This window comes from Turicibacter sp. T129 (assembly GCF_025594975.1).
Lineage (GTDB): Bacteria > Bacillota_I > Bacilli_A > MOL361 > Turicibacteraceae > Turicibacter > Turicibacter bilis.
Window position 1 is genome coordinate 51,951 of the sequence record NZ_JAMQUU010000041.1, and the last position, 18,901, is coordinate 70,851.

General features: G+C 34.2%; 19 protein-coding genes. 10 read left to right on the forward strand and 9 right to left on the reverse strand.

Annotated elements, in window-relative coordinates:
* Positions 1 to 3 precede the first annotated feature (3 nt).
* Positions 4 to 1,041 carry an IS1595 family transposase gene (locus NEH75_RS08260; RefSeq protein WP_262948773.1) on the reverse strand — a complete coding sequence of 346 codons (1,038 nt, stop codon included), beginning with the start codon at positions 1,039 to 1,041 and terminating at the stop codon, positions 4 to 6.
* 130 nt (positions 1,042 to 1,171) lie between these two features.
* On the opposite strand from NEH75_RS08260, the gene NEH75_RS08265 reads away from it, so the two are divergent.
* Positions 1,172 to 2,275, forward strand: a complete 1,104-nt coding sequence (locus NEH75_RS08265; protein ID WP_262948788.1) for an iron-containing alcohol dehydrogenase — start codon at positions 1,172 to 1,174, stop codon at positions 2,273 to 2,275.
* A gap of 124 nt (positions 2,276 to 2,399) precedes the next feature.
* Here NEH75_RS08265 and NEH75_RS08270 read toward each other — a convergent pair whose 3' ends face one another.
* From NEH75_RS08270 to NEH75_RS08280, 3 genes are all read right to left on the reverse strand, one after another.
* Positions 2,400 to 2,624, reverse strand: a complete 225-nt coding sequence (locus NEH75_RS08270) for a hypothetical protein (RefSeq protein WP_055304503.1) — start codon at positions 2,622 to 2,624, stop codon at positions 2,400 to 2,402.
* 141 nt (positions 2,625 to 2,765) lie between these two features.
* Entirely contained in the window at positions 2,766 to 3,362 is a 597-nt protein-coding gene (locus NEH75_RS08275; RefSeq protein WP_055244600.1) for an NAD(P)H-dependent oxidoreductase, read from the reverse strand.
* 817 nt (positions 3,363 to 4,179) lie between these two features.
* Positions 4,180 to 5,007: an undecaprenyl-diphosphate phosphatase gene (locus NEH75_RS08280; RefSeq protein WP_055304508.1), complete on the reverse strand. Its 828-nt coding sequence runs from the start codon at positions 5,005 to 5,007 to the stop codon at positions 4,180 to 4,182.
* Between the two features lie 159 nt (positions 5,008 to 5,166).
* On the opposite strand from NEH75_RS08280, the gene NEH75_RS08285 reads away from it, so the two are divergent.
* Complete coding sequence (locus NEH75_RS08285; RefSeq protein ID WP_055304510.1) at positions 5,167 to 5,988, forward strand: metallophosphoesterase; 822 nt, start codon at positions 5,167 to 5,169, stop codon at positions 5,986 to 5,988.
* A gap of 79 nt (positions 5,989 to 6,067) precedes the next feature.
* On the opposite strand, the gene NEH75_RS08290 is transcribed toward NEH75_RS08285, so the two are convergent.
* Complete coding sequence (locus NEH75_RS08290; RefSeq protein ID WP_055304512.1) at positions 6,068 to 7,762, reverse strand: M3 family oligoendopeptidase; 1,695 nt, start codon at positions 7,760 to 7,762, stop codon at positions 6,068 to 6,070.
* Between the two features lie 251 nt (positions 7,763 to 8,013).
* Between NEH75_RS08290 and NEH75_RS08295 the strand changes: the two genes are divergently transcribed.
* Genes NEH75_RS08295 through pnuC form a run of 3 tightly spaced genes read left to right on the forward strand, consistent with a single transcriptional unit; the run spans position 8,014 to position 10,588 of the window.
* On the forward strand, positions 8,014 to 9,009 hold the full coding sequence (locus tag NEH75_RS08295; protein WP_055243538.1) for an ADP-ribosylglycohydrolase family protein: 996 nt from the start codon (positions 8,014 to 8,016) through the stop codon (positions 9,007 to 9,009).
* Positions 9,006 to 9,911, forward strand: coding sequence for a PfkB family carbohydrate kinase (locus NEH75_RS08300; protein WP_055304514.1), 906 nt, complete (start codon positions 9,006 to 9,008; stop codon positions 9,909 to 9,911). Before NEH75_RS08295 ends, NEH75_RS08300 begins: the two co-directional genes overlap by 4 nt.
* Entirely contained in the window at positions 9,899 to 10,588 is a 690-nt protein-coding gene (gene pnuC / locus NEH75_RS08305; protein WP_055304516.1) for a nicotinamide riboside transporter PnuC, read from the forward strand. Before NEH75_RS08300 ends, pnuC begins: the two co-directional genes overlap by 13 nt.
* A gap of 132 nt (positions 10,589 to 10,720) precedes the next feature.
* Here the strand turns inward: pnuC and NEH75_RS08310 are convergent, their stop codons facing one another.
* The gene (locus tag NEH75_RS08310) at positions 10,721 to 11,467 is read right to left on the reverse strand and encodes a M15 family metallopeptidase (RefSeq protein WP_055304518.1); all 747 of its coding nucleotides are present in this window, start codon (positions 11,465 to 11,467) and stop codon (positions 10,721 to 10,723) included.
* 134 nt (positions 11,468 to 11,601) lie between these two features.
* On the opposite strand from NEH75_RS08310, the gene NEH75_RS08315 reads away from it, so the two are divergent.
* Genes NEH75_RS08315 through NEH75_RS08325 form a run of 3 tightly spaced genes read left to right on the forward strand, consistent with a single transcriptional unit; the run spans position 11,602 to position 13,996 of the window.
* Positions 11,602 to 12,132: an RNA polymerase sigma factor gene (locus NEH75_RS08315; RefSeq protein ID WP_238581257.1), complete on the forward strand. Its 531-nt coding sequence runs from the start codon at positions 11,602 to 11,604 to the stop codon at positions 12,130 to 12,132.
* Positions 12,122 to 13,459 (forward strand): DUF4179 domain-containing protein, encoded by a 1,338-nt coding sequence (locus NEH75_RS08320; protein ID WP_262941205.1) that lies wholly within the window; start codon positions 12,122 to 12,124, stop codon positions 13,457 to 13,459. Before NEH75_RS08315 ends, NEH75_RS08320 begins: the two co-directional genes overlap by 11 nt.
* 3 nt (positions 13,460 to 13,462) lie before the next feature.
* Complete coding sequence (locus tag NEH75_RS08325; RefSeq protein ID WP_055304524.1) at positions 13,463 to 13,996, forward strand: VanZ family protein; 534 nt, start codon at positions 13,463 to 13,465, stop codon at positions 13,994 to 13,996.
* Here the strand turns inward: NEH75_RS08325 and NEH75_RS08330 are convergent.
* Together NEH75_RS08330 and NEH75_RS08335 are read right to left on the reverse strand one after the other, a co-directional pair.
* A complete protein-coding gene (locus tag NEH75_RS08330) occupies positions 13,993 to 14,691 on the reverse strand; it encodes an N-acetylmuramoyl-L-alanine amidase (protein WP_055304526.1) in 699 nt (232 codons plus the stop codon). The genes NEH75_RS08325 and NEH75_RS08330 overlap by 4 nt on opposite strands.
* A gap of 129 nt (positions 14,692 to 14,820) precedes the next feature.
* Positions 14,821 to 15,546, reverse strand: coding sequence for an N-acetylmuramoyl-L-alanine amidase (locus NEH75_RS08335; RefSeq protein WP_055304529.1), 726 nt, complete (start codon positions 15,544 to 15,546; stop codon positions 14,821 to 14,823).
* 195 nt (positions 15,547 to 15,741) lie between these two features.
* On the opposite strand from NEH75_RS08335, the gene NEH75_RS08340 reads away from it, so the two are divergent.
* Positions 15,742 to 16,455 carry a pirin family protein gene (locus tag NEH75_RS08340; protein WP_055304531.1) on the forward strand — a complete coding sequence of 238 codons (714 nt, stop codon included), beginning with the start codon at positions 15,742 to 15,744 and terminating at the stop codon, positions 16,453 to 16,455.
* Between the two features lie 94 nt (positions 16,456 to 16,549).
* Positions 16,550 to 17,023, forward strand: a complete 474-nt coding sequence (locus NEH75_RS08345) for a hypothetical protein (protein WP_055304533.1) — start codon at positions 16,550 to 16,552, stop codon at positions 17,021 to 17,023.
* A 72-nt stretch (positions 17,024 to 17,095) separates the two neighbouring features.
* Here the strand turns inward: NEH75_RS08345 and NEH75_RS08350 are convergent, their stop codons facing one another.
* Positions 17,096 to 18,655, reverse strand: a complete 1,560-nt coding sequence (locus NEH75_RS08350; RefSeq protein ID WP_055304535.1) for an AbgT family transporter — start codon at positions 18,653 to 18,655, stop codon at positions 17,096 to 17,098.
* Positions 18,656 to 18,901 lie beyond the last annotated feature (246 nt).

An 18,901-nucleotide genomic window follows, 5' to 3' on the forward strand; every position in this document is an offset into this window, starting at 1 on the left:
AAGCTAAACAAACATAGGTTTTCTTGAGAGAATTTCTTCAATCAGAGTACCTGCATATGTTGCTTGTGATTGAATATATGCTTTCTGGATTTTTAAAAGTTCTTTTTCATTCTTAAAAAGCTCAATCCACTTGAACCATTTTAAATAACTATTTAGATGCTTAGTCGATACCCCTCTAAATTTTTGTAAGAAAGTTTTAAAATTACTGTGAAATGCATTAATATGTTGGATGTGATAAATACCTTTCATGTGTTTTCCAGATGGTATGGCTTTATGCTCTAATTCCAGTTGTTTAGCTAATTTACCATATCCATGAGCACTATCCGTACACAGAATAGAATGGGGCGCAATATGACCCTCAAAGAAACGTTTTAGGTTATGATATTTCGCACGTCCTGTTCCAATCATACCAATGAGAATATTTCCTGTTCTATCTAAAGCAGTTCCGACGCATACTTGTTCACTCGATAAACCACGTTTTCCAACAGATTCTCCACCACGTTTACGAGCTGGACGTGGCATTGTAAATCGTTTACTTTTTGAGTGGTTTCCTTTATAGCTATAACGGAGATAACATTCATCCGCTTCCACTAATCCATCAACTTCTCCTGTTCCCATGAATGAACTTAGAGCATCTAAAATTTTATGTCGCCAAAAAAAGGCTGTGGCGAGATTGATATTACATTCCCATGCACAACGGCGTAAGCTATATCCTTTAATCATACATTCAATATAGTCAATCCATACTTTTGTTTCTTTCTTTGAATAAGCAGTTGGCGTTTGAGTTTGTTGGCTAAATGATTTTCCGCAGTTACGACAAAGATACCGTTGATTTCCTTTTGCTTTACCATTCTTTACGATATGGTCGTCATGACAAAAAGGGCATTTATATTGCCCTGATGAATATCTGGTTTCCTGAATCTCAGTTTGAAGTTTAGATAAATCGGATTTAAAAATTCCTTTTTCAACTTCAACTAAGATTTCTGGTAAATCAATGGATGCTACTCGCTTTAAAAGTGCTAAAATAACTGCTTTTGGCATAAATCAAACCCCTCAAACGTATGTTCTAACAATATTATAATGGATATTTTAGTAGGTAGTTATGCAAATTCTGTGTGAAATATCAACATTTTTCTAAAACAGAGCCAATTTTTATAATCCAACAAAGATTATTTTTGGCCGTGATCGATTTAATGAGTTAAATCATTTAGTGCCAAAGGATGCTAAAGTCCTTGTCTTATATGGCGGTGGAAGTGTTAAAAAATTTGGAACACTTGATCGTGTTTTAGCAGCTTTACCTAATCGTGAGATTTTAGAATTCGGTGGAATTGAAGCTAACCCTCGTTACGAAACATTAATGAAGGCAGTTGATCTGGTACGTGCAGAAAAGATTGATTTCTTATTAGCTGTCGGTGGTGGATCAGTTATCGATGGAACAAAATTCATCGCCTTAGCAAGTTACTATGAGGGAGATGGACTTGATTTATTACGTGATCGAAGCATTACAGCTAACTTAAAACAAGCTTTAACATTAGCTGCAACAGGTTCTGAGATGAATCGTGGAGGAGTTGTTAGTTCACCGATTGGAAAATTAGGATTTGGAAATGATTTAGTCTTCCCTAAATTCTCATTAGTGGACCCAAGCTTAACATTTACTTTACCAGAAACACAAGTCGCAAATGGAGTCGTCGATACATTTGTTCATGTGATGGAACAATACATGACATATCCAGCGGAAGGACGTTTCCAGGATCGTACGTCTGAAGGAATTTTAAAAACCTTAATTGAAATCGGACGTGCTACAATCGATAACCCAACAGATTATGATTTACGCGCGAATCTTGTTTGGTGTGCAACGATGGGATTAAACGGTTTAATTGGAGCCGGCGTTCCTCAGGACTGGGCCACTCATCGAATTGGTCATGAATTAACAGCTCTTTTTGGCATCGATCATGCCAAAACATTAGCAATCATTATGCCATCTTTATGGAACATCATGCGTGAGACAAAACGAGAAAAACTTTTACAATATGGTGAACGTGTCCTAAATATTACGACTGGTAGCGAAGAGAATCGTATTGACCAAATCATTGAAACAACTCGTCAATTCTTCGAAAGCTTAGGAATCAAAACAAGATTGAGTGACTATGGAATTGGAGCGGATCAAATCGACTCAATTCTCGCAGCACTTGAATCACACCATATGACGTCATTAGGAGAAAGAGGAGAAATTACACTAGAAATTAGTCGCAAAATCTTAGAAGGCGCTCTTTAATGATTAAAATAGTATAAAAAATCAAAACTATCAAATACTATAACATGAGTCCAGGTGGGACTCTTCTCAAATTAGCTTCACTATAAAGAAAAAATCCCTATGACCTTCGGGCATAGGGATTTTTTCATTTTATTTCAAACTCTTTACTTTCAAATTCATGTTTAGTAAAGAATAATCTAACAATAATCTCATAAGCCATACAGCCAATAACACCGCCGAGCAACGCCCAACTTAATTGTTTTAAAATGGGAATCATCTTTCTTCTCAGAATAAAATAAACAGGTAAATAAAAAATTGCTGAAACAATCATTAACAATGAGCCTGTTACTAAATAATCAAAAATCTCCATTAGCCTATCCTCCTTCTTACACTTTACTGCTAGTTTAGCAATAAGTTTTTATGAGAAGAAGGATATTGACTCAATCGGAATTCATCACCAAAATACTGAAATTGTCACTCTTTAAATACAATCTTCATCTTTTTTCAATCATTAAAATTGAACAGCAATCTCTTGTGCTTGTTGAATGGCTTGACTTAATATTTCTTCTAATCCTTCAGGATTTGAATCAGTATTATCTACTGCTAATGTTTGAATGTCTTCAATGCCAAAGAAACCTAAAATTGTTCTTAAATAACGATCGCCCATCTCATATGGCATGTCTTTATATTCACCACCACGAGTCACAATATGAATGGCTTTTTTATTTTGGCATAATCCCACTGGGCCTTCTGCAGTATACTTAAACGTAATTCCAGTCACACTTATATAATCAATATAAGCTTTTAAAATAGCAGGAATACTTAAATTCCACATTGGTGCTGCAAAAATATATTTATCTGCCTCAACAAATTGATAAGCATATTTTAAGTGTGGATGTTTTTTACTTTCTTCTGTTTTTGGGCCAAACAAAACACCTAAATCTTCTGGTCTTAAAAAATCAATGCCTTCTTTATATAAGTCTAAAACGACTACTTCGTCATTTGGATGTTGTTTTTTATAGCTTTCTACAAATTCATCAGAAATCCTAAAAGTACGTGATTGTCCTTCTGGTTTAATATTCGCTTTAATATATAATACTTTACTCATCGTATCGCTCCTTTACTACTAACTAGTGATATTTACGAAAAATAATAGTCTAAACTTATACTTCCTGTTTAGATTATGTAAATCTCATATTCTTTATACTGACAAGGTCCCCTGTCTAAAATTGTCTTTAGAACTTCTTTTTCTTTATCGATTAAGACATTAAAAATTTCAGTAATATTTGAAAAATAACTTCCACTAATTAAGTTTTTATTACATATTAATGATTTTAATCAATTCACCTTCCAAAATAAAAAGCACCTCCTTTAGAGATGCTCTTATATTCAAACGTATTAATTGATTTCAACTAATAATTTTTTTAATGATACCAGTTTAATTAAACAAATGAAGATACCGCATCCTATGACTCCAGTAAAGAAATTAATCATAATAAGTTCAATTAATTTTTAAGAAAATGTAGGAAAAGTTATGAAGAAATTCTTAAGATTTTAGGTTTGATTTATATAATTTTAAAAAGAGACGAACTAGTTGAATCATTATTAAAATTACAATAACGAATACAAAAACACTTATCCACAGATTAGAAATTTTCATCATTAGATAGAGTAGCGCAACGATTAATATTAAATAAAGTGCGGCAACCAAAAGAAAAATCACCCATCGAATTGGACGACTAATCTGATTAGACTGAATCATCTCAAAACACATATCAATTAAAAACTCCAAAATAAAATTCATAAACAATCACCCCGTTTCATCTCCTATTTATCATAGATGATAAATGACTTAAAATTTGTCGATTAAAAAATAGGCAATAAAAAAATCATAGTACTAACATACTATGATTTTTTTAATGAAATTAAGCAGCCATGAACCAGAAATACGCAAGAACGATAATTCCTAATACAATGCGATACCAACCGAATACTTTAAAGTCATGTTTCTTGATGTATCCCATTAAGAACTTAATCGCTAAGATTGAAACGAAGAATGCTACTAACGTTCCTGTTCCTAATATGATAGCTTCTGCTGATGTAAAAACAAATCCAAACTTTAATATTTTTAATAAACTTGCTCCCAACATCACGGGGATCGCTAAGAAGAAAGTAAATTCTGAAGCCACATAACGTGATGCCCCAATTAAAATAGCTCCAATAATTGTTGCTCCTGAACGAGATGTTCCCGGAATTAACGCTAATAACTGAAATACTCCAACCATTAAAGCAAACTTATACGTAATTTGCGATAAATCATTAATCACTGAACGGCGCCCTTTATTATAATTTTCAACAATAATAAATAGAATTCCATAAATAATTAACATTAACGCAACTGTTTGATAATTATAAAAATGCTCGTCTAACCAATCATCAAATAATAAACCAATAACAGCAGCTGGTAAACAAGCGACAACAATCTTGAACCATAAATTCATCGTATCGTTTTTAACTTTAAATCCACCTTTAAACTCAAATGGGAATAACTTATCCCAAAATAAACAAACAACCGCCATAATCGCTCCAAGTTGAATAACAACGAAGAACATTTCCATAAACTCAGGTGTCATATTTAATTTAATAAACTCATCGACTAAAATCATATGTCCTGTACTACTTACAGGTAGCCACTCCGTAATCCCCTCAACAATTCCTAAGAAGATTACCTTTAAAATCTCAATAAAATCCACAACTAACCCTCCTAAATTCTAATCTTTAATCAATCCCCAATCAGCATTGATTTCTATAACCTCTTTATGATACTACGGATTACTTGTTAAGAAAATACTAAAATTGCATAAACTTACATCGCAATATCCGTTATAATAATTAAAAAAGGGGGATAATGGATGAAAAAATTAAAAATATTTCTTATAACGCTCATTGGAGTCATGATATTGGGAATTTTCTTGTATTCACAAAACAAATGGATTAGTCTAGAGCAAATCACCGTACAATCGACACGACTTCCACACAATTTTGACGGATTTAAAATCATGCATCTCTCTGATTTACATGGACAATACTTTGGAAAAAATCAGAGTGATTTACTTAAAAAAATTAATACCTTTAAACCAGATTTAATCGCTATTACGGGGGACCTCTTCGATTCATCTTATGATGATGAAGCAAGTTTTAGCTTAATCGAACAGCTAAGTGATTATCCTGTTTATTTTGTGACGGGAAATCATGAAGCATGGAAAAACGATTTTGAAGCATTAGAAAATCTTCTGACTCAAGTAGGGGTCCACGTCTTACACAATAAACAAGAAACATTAGAAATTAATGGACAGTCGATTGAATTAGTCGGAATTGATGATCCTGATTTTGTTTCATCTGTGGATAACAATTTACGTGTTGCATTACAAGAGAGTGAGTCAAATAAATTTAAAATTTTATTGTCCCATCGTCCTGAGGCATTTGAAACTTACGTTGAATCAAATGTGGATCTTGTCTTATCTGGACATGCTCATGGTGGACAATTTAGACTTCCTTTCATCGGAGGACTAGTTGCCCCAAATCAAGGACTCTTCCCTGAGTTTTCAGAGGGAACTCATACAAAAAATCAAACAACGATGATTATTAGCCGAGGCCTTGGAAACAGTATTATTCCGCAACGGCTCTTTAATCGTCCACATTTAATTGAAATCACATTAAAAACGGGTGCATAAATGCACCCGCTTTTTTGGCTCGGTAAGGTAGTGATGTGCTATATGGATGTCCTACAAAATAGATGAAACGATTTAAATATTATAATTGTTGATCTTCCACAGCGTCTAACCACGCTTTAATATCTGTGATAATAGAGCTAACGCATCCATCTTCAAATGGAGATTTTAAATTGGCATACTCAACTAATCCTAAGAATGATTTTGTTCCTCCAACTTCACATAAACGTACGTAATCATTCCATGCAACTTCTTGGTTATCATGCATACGTTTCCAGAACTGTAACGCACAAATTTGCGCTAATGTGTAATCAATGTAGTAGAATGGACTACCAAAAATATGCGATTGTTGGAACCACCAACCACCGCGCTCTAAAAAGTCACATCCTTCATAGTTTTTGTGCGGTAAGTATTGTTTCTCAAGTTCACGCCAAGCCGATTTACGTTGGGCTGGCGTTGCATCTGGATTATAGTAAACAAAATGTTGAAACGCATCGACAACAATTCCATAAGGAATAAATTTAATCGCTGATCCTAAATGAGTAAATTTATATTTTTCAGTATCTTCTTTAAAGAATAAGTTCATCCAAGGCCAAGTGAAAAACTCCATACTCATTGAGTGAATTTCACAGCTTTCATAAGTTGGGAAGTTTAATTCAGGTGTCTCAATCCAACGTGACGAGTAAACTTGGAAAGCATGTCCCGCTTCATGCGTTAGAACGTCAATATCTCCTGCTGTTCCATTAAAATTTGAGAAAATAAATGGCGCTTTATATTCTGGGATATAAGTACAATATCCCCCACCTGCTTTCCCTGGTTTATTCACTAAATCTAATAACTCGCTATCGACCATGAAATCGAAGAATTCTTTTGTTTGTGGCGACAATTCATGATACATTTTCACACCATTTTCTAAAATCCATTCTGGTTCTCCTTTAGGTGTGGCATTTCCTGTTGTAAATTCAAACTTTTCATCAAAATAACGGAGTGTTCCATATCCTAAACGTGCCTCTTGGCGATTATATAATGAGGTTGCCACTGGCACAATATAATCTAAAACTTGCTTACGGAAGTTTTCAACCATTTCAGGATTATAATCACTACGTGTCATACGAACATATCCTAGTTCAACGAAATTATTGAATCCTAATTTTTTTGCGATACGTGTACGAACTTTAACTAATTGATCATAAATCTCATCAATTTCTGCTTCATGCTCCTCGAAGAAGGCATATTTAGCTTTTGAAGCAGCTTCACGAACGGTACGATCTTCACTTAATAAATATTTCCCCATTCCAGGTAGGGTACGTTCTTCACCATCAAATGGAATTTTAGCTGACGCTAATAATTTCGTATATTGGCTCGATAATTTATTTTCCTCTTGTAAATCTGCAATAATTTCAGGAGAAAAAGCTTTTAAACGATAATCTAAAATGGTAAAGAATTGTTTACTTAACTTTTCTTCTAATTCATTTCGATAAGGTGATGAAACGACGGCGTCATAAAATAATGAATTAATTTCTTCATAAAGCGGTCCATATTCATCCCAATAATTTTGCTCAGCATCATAAAATTCATCACGTGTATCAATGCTGTGACGAATTGATGCTAATGTAGCCATCGTCTCAATATGATTGCGTGTCTCATTAATTTCAGTCACGATGTTGAGTTGTTCTGAGGCACTTGATGCCACCTTAAATTGATCAATTAATGACGTCATGGTCGCTTTATATTGATCAAAGTTTGGTCGTTCGTATTTAAACTCAGAAAATTTCATTTATCTCACTCCTAACATAGATTCCATTTACCTTATAATTTGCACTATCTAAAATAACTCATTCCAATTTGTTTCCCCACATCTTAGATAATTAAGGTATTACCGCTATTATACTATATCCTCTTAAGTTTTGTATGTTTTTACCAAATGTTTTTTTTAATTGTACACTTTGCATTGACTATTTCCATCATTTGTTCTAAAATCTTAACTATTAGGTGTCTTGTCACCTGTAAACTTAAGGGGAGATTCATATGATCAATCAAATTCTTGGGACACTGTATGGAATGGCAATCGGAGATGCCATGGGAATGCCATCTGAACTCTGGAGTCGTCAAAAAGTTAAAATTTTTTTTGGTAATATCCATACTTTCCTAGATGGACCTAGTGAAAACGAGGTCGCTTACCAATATAAAAAAGGGCAGTTTACGGATGATACAGCCCAAGCTCTTCTCATACTAGATTCACTTATCGCAAAAAACTTCCACTTCGAGCCTGATGATTTTGTTGAACGGTTATTAAATTGGGCTAAAGAGGAAAAAGCTTTTGAAAAAAATATCTTAGGTCCAAGTTCTAAAGCAGCTTTACTCGGTATTCAAGCAGGCGATGATGTCACAAAAATTACGAACCAAGCACAAACAAACGGGTCAGCGATGCGTATTGCACCAATTGGGTGTTTATTTCACCCTACACAAAAAGCGGAACTAATTAAATTCGTTAGTCAAATTTCTAAAGTCACTCATAGTAGCGACGTGACCCTTGCTGGCGCTTGTATGGTTGCCGCTGCTGTCAGTGGAGCCATGGCTTATGACACCTTCGATCACATTTTAGAATTTGTCTATTCAACAGAGGCCCCTGCAAGAGAATTAGGATTCGAAACCATTAACCCTTCATTAAGTACGCGTACCCGTTTAGGCATTGAATTAGCTAAACAACATGCAGGAGATGATGAAAACTTTCTAGAGTCTATCTATCAAACCATTGGATGTGGTGTTTTAATGAGTGAATCTGTTCCTGCCGCCTTGTCTATTGCTTATTATGCTAAAGATGTCGAACATTGTAGCTTACTTTGTGCTAATTTAGGGGGCGATACCGATACAATTGGGGCCATGGCTTGTGCCATTCGTGGAGCATATGAAGGTTATTCTTCCATTCGTTCCGAACTCATTGAAGAAATTAATCAATCGAATTCAGTTAATTTTATAAGATATGCGAACCACTTAAACGAGGCAAGGGGGACTTTGATATGAAAATATTAGTTCTGGGTAACGCCATTGTTGATGTTATACTCAATATTAAACATTTACCTCAAACAGGAGATGATATTTACTGTCAAAAACAAGCCGTCAATATTGGGGGATGTGCATATAATGTTGCAACTATTTTAAAACACTTTAATGTGAATCATGATCTTGTCGTTCCGATTGGCGAAGGTTCATATGCAACCATGATTAAACAAGAACTTATTCATGAAGGCTATCAGCTTCATATTCAAGATGACCGTGCTGATAACGGTTATTGTCTTTGTTTAGTAGAAGAGGGAGGAGAGCGGACTTTTATTACCGTTCCAGGTATTGAGAAGGACTATAAATTAGAATGGCTATCCCAATTAGATGCCTCTAATTATGAGGCGGTTTATTTATCAGGTTATGAAATGGAAGGAAAAAGTGGAGAAATCATTAGTCAGTGGTTAAGTGAACAATCCATTCCAAACATTTACTTTGCTCCAGGTCCACGCATTACATTTATTGAAGAAGAAACGATGAATAAACTTTTAAATTTAAAACCTATTTTACATCTTAACAAATCAGAAGCTTTATCATTTACTCAAACAACTGAATTATTAGAAGCAGCTCAATCTTTAGTTGAACGAACACAAAATGAAGTCTTTATTACACTAGGGGAAAAGGGCGTTCTTCATTATCATGAAATGGCTGACTTCATTCCATCGGTACCAGCAACTGTTGTAAATACCATCGGAGCAGGGGATAGTCATTTAGGAGCAATCTTAGCAACTCGTGCACTTGGATATGACACTTTAACGTGTTGTGAAGTTGCTAATAAAGTAGCTGCAAAGGTTGTGAGTTTAAAAAGCAGTAAATTAGAAAAAGAAAATTTTAATAAGGGGGACTTTCTTTTATGTCAACATTAGTGATGAAAACAAAAAACTATTTTAGCGATTGGACATTATTCGAAATTTCATGGTTAATCATTTCCACCTTAACCATGTTAACGTTAAGTATCATTTGGGGAGATTCACCGATGGCACTGATCAGTGGGGTAACAGGTATTATTTCGGTTGTTCTTTGTGCTAAAGGTAAAATTTCAACCTATGCATTTGCCTGTGTTAACGTTGGACTTTATGCGATTATTGCTTATCAAAATCGACTATTTGGTGAAGTCATGTTAAATGGATTTTACTATTTACCGATGAATATCGTTGGATTTTATATGTGGCGTAAACAAAAAGATGATGCAGGAACAGTTATTGTACGTCGTTTAACACCTAAACAAATCATCTTATTAATTATTGGATTATTAATTGCCATAACCGCTTATTGGCGTGTCCTCGTTGCACTTGGAGGAAATCTTCAATTAATTGACTCAATTACAACCGTTCTTTCGATTGTTGCTTTCTTACTTCAGATTGGTCGTTTTATGGAACAATGGATTTTGTGGATGATTATCAATGTCTTCTCCATTACGATGTGGTCACTATTACTCGGAACACCGGAAGGTAGCGTCACAATGATTATCATGTTCTCAGCTTATCTAATTAATGGAGTCTATGGATTTAGAAACTGGTTAAAATTAAGCAAGGTCAATTAGTCACCCACTTATCTAGTTCATTCGATATCAAAATAGAAATATATCTTCCCCTTTTAAATTAATATCCTATATAAATTCTTTTAAACTTCTATATTTAGAAAAGACTGTCATTCATCCTGACAGTCTTTTAATTTAATCCCATAAAAAGCTCGTTCGATTCATCACACTTAAAACATAATCTTCTAAAATTAATTGATCCTGATAAATCTCGGTAGCAGCTTGTACCCCTACATAACGAAGATGCCATGGCTCATATTGATAACCTGTTTCCGCCGTTCGATCTTGTGGATATCTTACAATGAAACCAAAGCGATACGCATTTTCAGCAACCCACTTACCTTCTTCTGTTTCTCCAAATGATTCAGTTAAACCACCGTGAACACCATCTGATGTAATATCAATAGTTAACCCTGTCTGATGTTCACTATGCCCTGGTCGTGCACTATATGTATCAGCTGCTTCAACCCCATCTTGTTCCACATATCGTCCATATAAAGAAGCTTGTGTCGCATAAGAGCGATAACCACTTCTAGCAATTAATTCATACCCTTCTTTTTGGGCAGCTGTGAATAATTCTTTTAAAGCATCAGCGGCCTCTTTTCTTAAATAATTCGCTTCGTTACTCTTATCATTATTATAGAGAGGCACTTCTAAAAAGACCAAATCATCGGGTTCATAATCTTCAGGTAAACTATAATTTTTATTCACTAAAACACTTAAACTATCAGGATTTTCTACTTGTATAATATTCTCATAAAAGACAGGTACACTATCCTCATTCAACGGGGCAGCTTCTGCTCCTGCTGAAATCATCGTTATGATTCCAATCATCATGAATAAACCACTCACTACCATCATTAAAATCTTTATTCTACTCATCTTGCATCCTCCTTCACCACTTAATTGCCTTATTATTGAATAAAATTTTATTTTTTAAACAATTTTAGGTAAAATGGTCACAAAAGAAATCTTTAATCCGTTTAAAGGGTAGGATTTGAAAGGAGAGTGAGATGATGCAGGCAAAGTTATTAGATGAAACCTTTGCGACAGGGGATGAATTAGAATTACAACAAGCCATTGATTTATATGGACATGCATTAATGAGATATTGTCATAACATTTTATGTGATTACCATGAAGCAGAAGATGTCGTTCAAATGACATTTTTAAAAGCCTTTGATAAACGACACCAATTCCAAAATGGGACGTCACTATCGGCATGGTTATATCGTATTGCTTACTCAATCTGTATAGATCAATTACGAAAAAGAAAGTTGCGATTTTTTATAATTACACCTCAAATTCAAAACACAGGGATGAGTGAAGAATTATTAGAAGCACTTTCTAAACTTTCAGGAATGGAGCGCGCACTCATCTTCAACCGAATTATCGAAGAACGCGACTACAAAGAATTAGAAGAAATTTATCACCTTCCCGCTGCCACACTTCGTAAACGATACGAACGTTCACGTAAAAAATTGGCCAAACAGCTCATTGAAATTCAAAATTCAAACGAGGGGAGTCTAATCATTCATGAAATTTAGCCAAGAAGAGCAGCTCATTAAGAAAACGCTAGAACAAGTTGAAACACCAAACATTGAAAACTTATATGAACAAGTTAATCAACGTCGTTCAAAATCTAAATCATTTAAATATAATCGTTCTTTTAAATTAGTCATTATCCCAAGTCTTTGTTGCTGTTTATTATTTATGATGGCTTTTGATAACCGTTATGTTCAAAAATTCATTGAGTTAATCGGTTATGAAGTCTATTCAGCCCTACAACCGATTCGACTTATCGATGAACATGATGGAATTCGCCTAGAAGTCATCGGCGCAATGAATGACGATGAAACAGCTGTTGCTTATTTGACACTACAAGATTTAACGGGGGAAATCTTTGATGAAACACTAGATATCTATAATTATACAGCAACTGGCGTCCGTGCCTTAACCATGCCGTTAATTGCTTACGATGAAACGACAAAGACTGCGACGTTTCGTCTACAAGGAAATGGAGGAAAAAACTTAAATGAAAGAGAGATTATCGTTGGCATTCAATCTTTTTTAACTCAAAAAGAAAAATATGAAGAGCATGATGTCCTAACGGATTGGTCTATTCTCGAGACTCATAAAGCTGAAACTATCCTATTCAAAGAGGGCGTTAGTTCTGGTGGCGACGGACTATACTATTTTGAAGAAACTAAAAAAGTATTGAAACCAAGAGAACTTGACTTAGAAATCCCAGGGCTAAACTTTGTTCGACTCTCGAATATTGGATTTATTGATAATAAACTTCATATTCAACTCGAATGGCGGGAAGATAACATCGATGATCATGGCTTCGTCTATTTAGTTAATAGCCTAGAAGAAAAAGTTGATAACTATTTCAAAAATATTTCATTTGGCGTTGATCAAGAAAACAATCTTGTCTATGGACGAAATCTAGAGGAATACGTCTTTGATATCTCACCAGATGAGTTGTCTCAATTTAAACTTCAAGGTGATTTTGTGTACAACGGACAATATACCGAAGGAGATTGGAGAGTAAAATTCAAGTTAGACTCAACGACAGAAGAAATCAAACAAGCGGTTGATTTAACATTTGATGAAACATTAATTAATGAAATTAACATCTCAGCACTTGGTGTCACACTAAGAGGCACCGAAACTGAGGAATCATTACAAGTCAAAATTCTTTTGGACAATGGTGAAATTCTTGAATCCGACTCAAGTATCCAAGTGACAGATGGAACTGTGGATAACTCAGAATTTGTCATAAAAATACTATTTCCCGGTCTATTAGATTTATCAAAAATTAAAATGATTCAAATCAATGATAAATATATTACATTAAATAAGGAGGAATAACTCTTGGTTAATCTCACTTTATTCACGCTAATTTTCGCTACTCCAATTTATCTGGTTTATGCCTTAATTTTAAAACTGTTAAAAAAAAGAACAGATTGGAAACTATCCATCTGTTTCATCGAATTTATTTTTTGTTGTTACTTCGTTAATCTTTTACGCTTAACAGGTATGTTTAACATTTGCTTAAGTAATTTTTCTGACTCTCACGCTTCTCCAAATATAGTTCCTATTATAAATACATTAAAAGAAGTCATGGATTATGGTTTTTATGTTTTAAAACAAGTTTGCTTAAATATCCTACTATTTGTACCATTTGGCCTTTTAGTTGGTTTAATCAAACAATCGGGACGAAACATTTTAATTGCTTCCCTTATTATCTCAGTGACAATTGAGGCACTTCAATATTATAATGGTCGTTTTGCTGATATTGACGATGTCATTTGGAATGTTTCAGGTGCATTAATTGGTTATCTCATCTATCTTAGTTATCAAAAAATAAAACATTTACTCATGATTCCAAAAGCAGCTACAAATTAGCTGCTTTTTGCTTGTTCGTTTAAAAAGTTTTTAATTCCTTCCATAATACCAGTCACCACTTTATCTTGATAGTCTTTAGTTTGAATAAGCTCACGTTCAGTATCATTTGAGATATAGGCACTTTCAATTAAACAAGCTGGCATTTTAGCTTCTCGAATAACCACTAGATTAGTTACTGCTCTAACATGACGATCTTTAGCCTGTGTATAATTAATCAGCGCTTCTTGAATACAGTTTGCTAATTGACCATCGAGTGTTTCTTTCCCAGGGTTATAAAAAGCTTCAATCCCATGAACACTCGAATCTTTAAAGCTATTTTGATGAATACTAATAAGTAAATCACCTTTCGCTTTATTGGCTAATTTCGCACGATTAATTAAACTAATCGCTGTATCATCGGTTCGGGTCATCACAACTTTATAGCCTTTTCTCTCTAATCTTTTTTGTAATTTTAGTGCGATTTGAAGATTAATATCTTTTTCTTGAATCCCTCTTTTGACACTACCTGGATCCGTTCCACCATGTCCGGCATCAATAATAATAATTTTTCGATTTTGCTTAAAGAAGTAATCAAAACACTTTGTTTTTTGTATCGAAGCAGCCAAAGTTGATGTGAGAGGAATAAATAAAAGACTTATCATTACAAAAGCTACGATGAATCGAGCAAAATATTTATTTTTTGATTTATTTATCAAATTTCATCTTCCTTTCGTCCGATGGCTATCTACGAACTAAGAGAGTTTTGTCGAACATAAAGCTATTATGTAGTATAGTTAATTCTCTCCAAAACATACGATAAAAGAAAAACCAGAATGTTCATATCATCATTCTGGTTTTATATTAGATTCATTCAAGAAATTTTCAATTCCAGTTATTATTCCTTCAACAACTTTGTTTTGATAATCTTCAGAAGTAATCAAATCAAGTTCATAATCATTAGAAATAAATGCTGTCTCGACTAACACAGCAGGCATCTTTGTTTCACGTGTCACGACTAAACCATTATCTGATCGAATTCCACGATTTTTTGCACCTGTTTCATTAATTAGTGCCTCTTGAATCATTTGCGCTAATTGTTGATCATTTGTTGTTTTATCACTATTGTAATACACTTCTATTCCATTAACACTCTCATCTTGAGCATAACAATTTTGGTGAAGACTAATAAATAAGTCTGCCTCTTGTTCGTTAGCGAAATCTGAGCGTTCTCTTAATTCTAATGAACTATCATCTTCACGAGTCATTAAAACCGCATATCCATTTTCGATTAAGACTTCTTGAAGTTTTAAGGCAATTTCTAAATTAATATCTTTTTCTAAAATACCTTGACTATCACTTCCTGGATCAATACCACCATGACCCGCATCAATAATAATCAATGGCTGAGTAGTGGTAACAGTGCGTTCATTTTCATAATAAGATTGTGCAATCATAGTTTGCGAGGTTTTTGAATAATAAATTGATAATGCAAGGCCACTCATGATTGCTACGATTAAGAACAATGAAATTAAATTACGCTTAATTAAGCGCCTCTTTCGGTTTCTTCTCATACGGTTCTCCTTTCTCTTTTAACCCTTTTGATTTAAGGAGATTGTAATACACAAACCTTAGAAAAACCTTAAACATCCTTTTTGATGACATTTTTCCTGTCGAAGATACGACTATTATGTAGTATAGTTTATTTCGACTGAACAATACTATTACTAGGTGAACGCCTGAATTTTTTTAGAGATGGAGTGAATCACATGCTTAGAAAACTCGATCATCGATATATGGGTGGCGCTGTTTATGATTGGTTAGAAACAACCTATCATTTTTCATTTGCTGATTATTATAATGAAGCAAATATTAACTTTGGAGTTCTTCGTGTCCTAAATGACGATATGATCGCCCCTCACACCGGATTTGATACACATCCCCATAAAGACATGGAAATCATCACTTATGTCGTTGAGGGAGAACTAACTCATAAAGATAGCATGGGGAATGTCGGTATCTTAAAACGTGGACAAATGCAATATATGAGTGCAGGAACAGGTATTACTCATAGTGAGTATAACAATACTGACGTTCCTTTACGCTTACTTCAAATTTGGATTGTGCCGGATAAAAGAGGGCATCAACCAACATATGGCGAATATCACTTTGACTGGGAAGCACGTCATAACCAATGGCTTCATATGGTTTCTGACATCCATGAGGATGCTCCTATCACTATTAATCAAGATGTGAATATTTATACCATTTTATTAGATGAAGGAAATATTGCCGATATTAATGTAGCCTTTGGGCGTCAAGCTTATCTCATGCAAATCGAAGGCTTCTCAACGGTCAACGAGATTGCTGTAAAAGAAAAAGATGCGATTGAAATTATCGAAGATAATATTCATATTGAAGCAACTCATACGTCACACTTCATTGTTATCGATATGCCAAAATCCTCTCATCCTTATATGTAAAAAAGCAAAGGCACTAGCCTTTGCTTTTTAAACTTTTCCTCTTTTTTCTTTCAATTAAACATGTTATGTTAAGACCAAAAGGGGGAATTTTATTATGAAGACAATTCGATATTTAGTCGGATTATTACTCATTCTAATAGGTGGATTTTCGCTCATCACTTACATCTTTCATCTAAATAATGAACTAATTCATCATCTATGGTTTTTATGCGTGTTAATCCCAGGACTTTATTTTGAAATGAACTATTTTCAAACAAGAAAAAATCCTGGACAACTTGTTCCAGGAGGAATTTTAACCGTAATTGGATTATTATTTTGTTTTGAAATTTTAACCCGATGGGATTATTCTAATTATACATGGCCTATTTACTTATTAGCGGTAGCATTTGGATTGCTACAACTTTATTTATATGATCATAAAGACAAAGGACTCTTAATTCCCATTACGATTCTTTGCTTCATTTCACTTCTTTTTTATGTCCAACTTTTCATTTCATCATCACTACTACTTGCTATTTGCTTAATTATCATTGGACTTTATATTCTCTTGCGAAAAAATAAGGTGTGAAGTTTATCCTCACACCTTTTATTTATGATATAAAAAAAGACTTAGGTTTTAGCCTAAGTCTTAATGATTAAATTAGAATCCTGGTAAGAAGATTGAAGCACCAGGTCCTAATGGTAAGTTACATACGAACCATACAATTAATAATAATGTCCATCCGATTAATAAGAATACTGAGTAAGGAACCATTGTTGAAATTAAAGTTCCGATTCCTGATTTCTTATCGTATCGAGCAGCAAATGTTACGATTAATGCGAAGTAGCTCATTAATGGAGAGATTAAGTTTGTTGTTGAATCTCCGATACGGTAAGCCATTTGTGTGAATTCTGGTGTGAATCCAACTTCCATTAACATCGGAACGAATACTGGAGCTAAGATTGCCCATTTAGCTGAAGCTGATCCCATGAAGATGTTAATGAACGCTACAACTAAGATGAATAAGATGACTAATGGAATACCTTGTAATCCGATTACTTTTAACATCTCTGCACCTTTGTTTGCAATGATTGTTCCTAAGTTTGAATAATTGAAGTAAGCAACGAATTGAGATGCGAAGAATACTAACACAATGTATGATCCCATTGAAGCCATACTTTTACCCATTAAGTTCATGACATCTTTATCATTCTTAACCACTTTAGATCCAACTCCATATGCAATCCCTGCGATGGCAAATACTAAAGCAATGATAAGAACCATTGAATCCATGAATGGTGATTTTAAGATTCCTTGAATCCCTGCATCAGTTCCACGTAAGAATCCGTTAGCTGGAACGACTAATGCTGCTAAACCTGCAACTGATAATAATGTTGCGATTCCAGCGAAACGTAATCCGCGTTGTTCTTCTTTAGAAACTGTCATTGCACTTTCTTCAACTATCGCATCACCTGTATATTTTCCTAAACGTGGTTCAACGATTTTTTCAGTTACAATTGTACCGATAACTGTAATTAATACTGTTGAAGCGATTAAGAACCACCAGTTACCTGTCATCTCTACTACATAATTTGGATCGGCTAATTTAGCACCTTCTGTTGTTAATCCTGCTAATAATGAATCAGTAGGACCAACCATCACGTTAGCACTGAATCCACCAGATACCCCGGCAAATGCCGCTGCAAGACCTGCAATTGGGTGACGTCCCATACTTAAGAAGATAATAGCTCCTAATGGGATTAACACAACGTATCCTGCATCAGATGCGATACTTGATAAAACCCCTGCAAGTACAACTACAACTGTAATTAAACGTTTTGGAGTACTCATTACTAATTTCTTTAATAATGATCCAATTAAACCTGTTCCTTCAGCAAGTCCAACCCCAAGTAAAGCAACTAATACTGTTCCAAGTGGTGCAAACCCTGTGAAGTTTGTTACTGCTGATTTAAATAAATATTGAACACCTTCTCTTGATAAAAGGCTTTGAACTGTTACCGTCATTTCTTCAACCGTATTCGTCGTACGATTGATCCCCTCATAAGTTACTGATACACCTGCAGCTGATAAGATAGCTGATAAAACAACAATTACTGCACTTAAAATTAAGAAGATTGTTGCTGGGTGTGGTAATGCATTACCGATTTTTTCTACTCGGTCTAGAAGAGTTAATTTCTTCTTTTTCACTTTCTCACTCATAGAATACCTCCTTGATTTCAATCCCTTTCCCATAATTTAGGTGAGGTAGTTTATATGGTTAAACATATCTAATTATATCTATAAAATTCGACCAATTTCCACTGTATTTTTTTTCCATATGATTAAAAATACATTATTTTTCTACAATTATAGCCATAAAATTGTATATTATTTGTCAAAATACCGACTTATATCTATACTAATATCATTCAATCATATAAATTGTAAAAAAATAATAAAATTCAA

Excerpts from the sequence above, each read along its gene's own strand:
- NEH75_RS08260 (WP_262948773.1), bottom strand. The coding sequence starts at position 1,041 with ATGCCAAAAGCAGTTATTTTAGCACTTTTAAAGCGAGTAGCATCCATT.
- NEH75_RS08270 (WP_055304503.1), bottom strand. The coding sequence starts at position 2,624 with ATGGAGATTTTTGATTATTTAGTAACAGGCTCATTGTTAATGATTGTT.
- NEH75_RS08275 (WP_055244600.1), bottom strand. The coding sequence starts at position 3,362 with ATGAGTAAAGTATTATATATTAAAGCGAATATTAAACCAGAAGGACAA.
- NEH75_RS08285 (WP_055304510.1), top strand. The coding sequence starts at position 5,167 with ATGAAAAAATTAAAAATATTTCTTATAACGCTCATTGGAGTCATGATA.
- NEH75_RS08290 (WP_055304512.1), bottom strand. The coding sequence starts at position 7,762 with ATGAAATTTTCTGAGTTTAAATACGAACGACCAAACTTTGATCAATAT.
- NEH75_RS08295 (WP_055243538.1), top strand. The coding sequence starts at position 8,014 with ATGATCAATCAAATTCTTGGGACACTGTATGGAATGGCAATCGGAGAT.
- NEH75_RS08300 (WP_055304514.1), top strand. The coding sequence starts at position 9,006 with ATGAAAATATTAGTTCTGGGTAACGCCATTGTTGATGTTATACTCAAT.
- pnuC (WP_055304516.1), top strand. The coding sequence starts at position 9,899 with ATGTCAACATTAGTGATGAAAACAAAAAACTATTTTAGCGATTGGACA.
- NEH75_RS08310 (WP_055304518.1), bottom strand. The coding sequence starts at position 11,467 with ATGAGTAGAATAAAGATTTTAATGATGGTAGTGAGTGGTTTATTCATG.
- NEH75_RS08315 (WP_238581257.1), top strand. The coding sequence starts at position 11,602 with ATGCAGGCAAAGTTATTAGATGAAACCTTTGCGACAGGGGATGAATTA.
- NEH75_RS08320 (WP_262941205.1), top strand. The coding sequence starts at position 12,122 with ATGAAATTTAGCCAAGAAGAGCAGCTCATTAAGAAAACGCTAGAACAA.
- NEH75_RS08335 (WP_055304529.1), bottom strand. The coding sequence starts at position 15,546 with ATGAGAAGAAACCGAAAGAGGCGCTTAATTAAGCGTAATTTAATTTCA.
- NEH75_RS08340 (WP_055304531.1), top strand. The coding sequence starts at position 15,742 with ATGCTTAGAAAACTCGATCATCGATATATGGGTGGCGCTGTTTATGAT.
- NEH75_RS08345 (WP_055304533.1), top strand. The coding sequence starts at position 16,550 with ATGAAGACAATTCGATATTTAGTCGGATTATTACTCATTCTAATAGGT.
- NEH75_RS08350 (WP_055304535.1), bottom strand. The coding sequence starts at position 18,655 with ATGAGTGAGAAAGTGAAAAAGAAGAAATTAACTCTTCTAGACCGAGTA.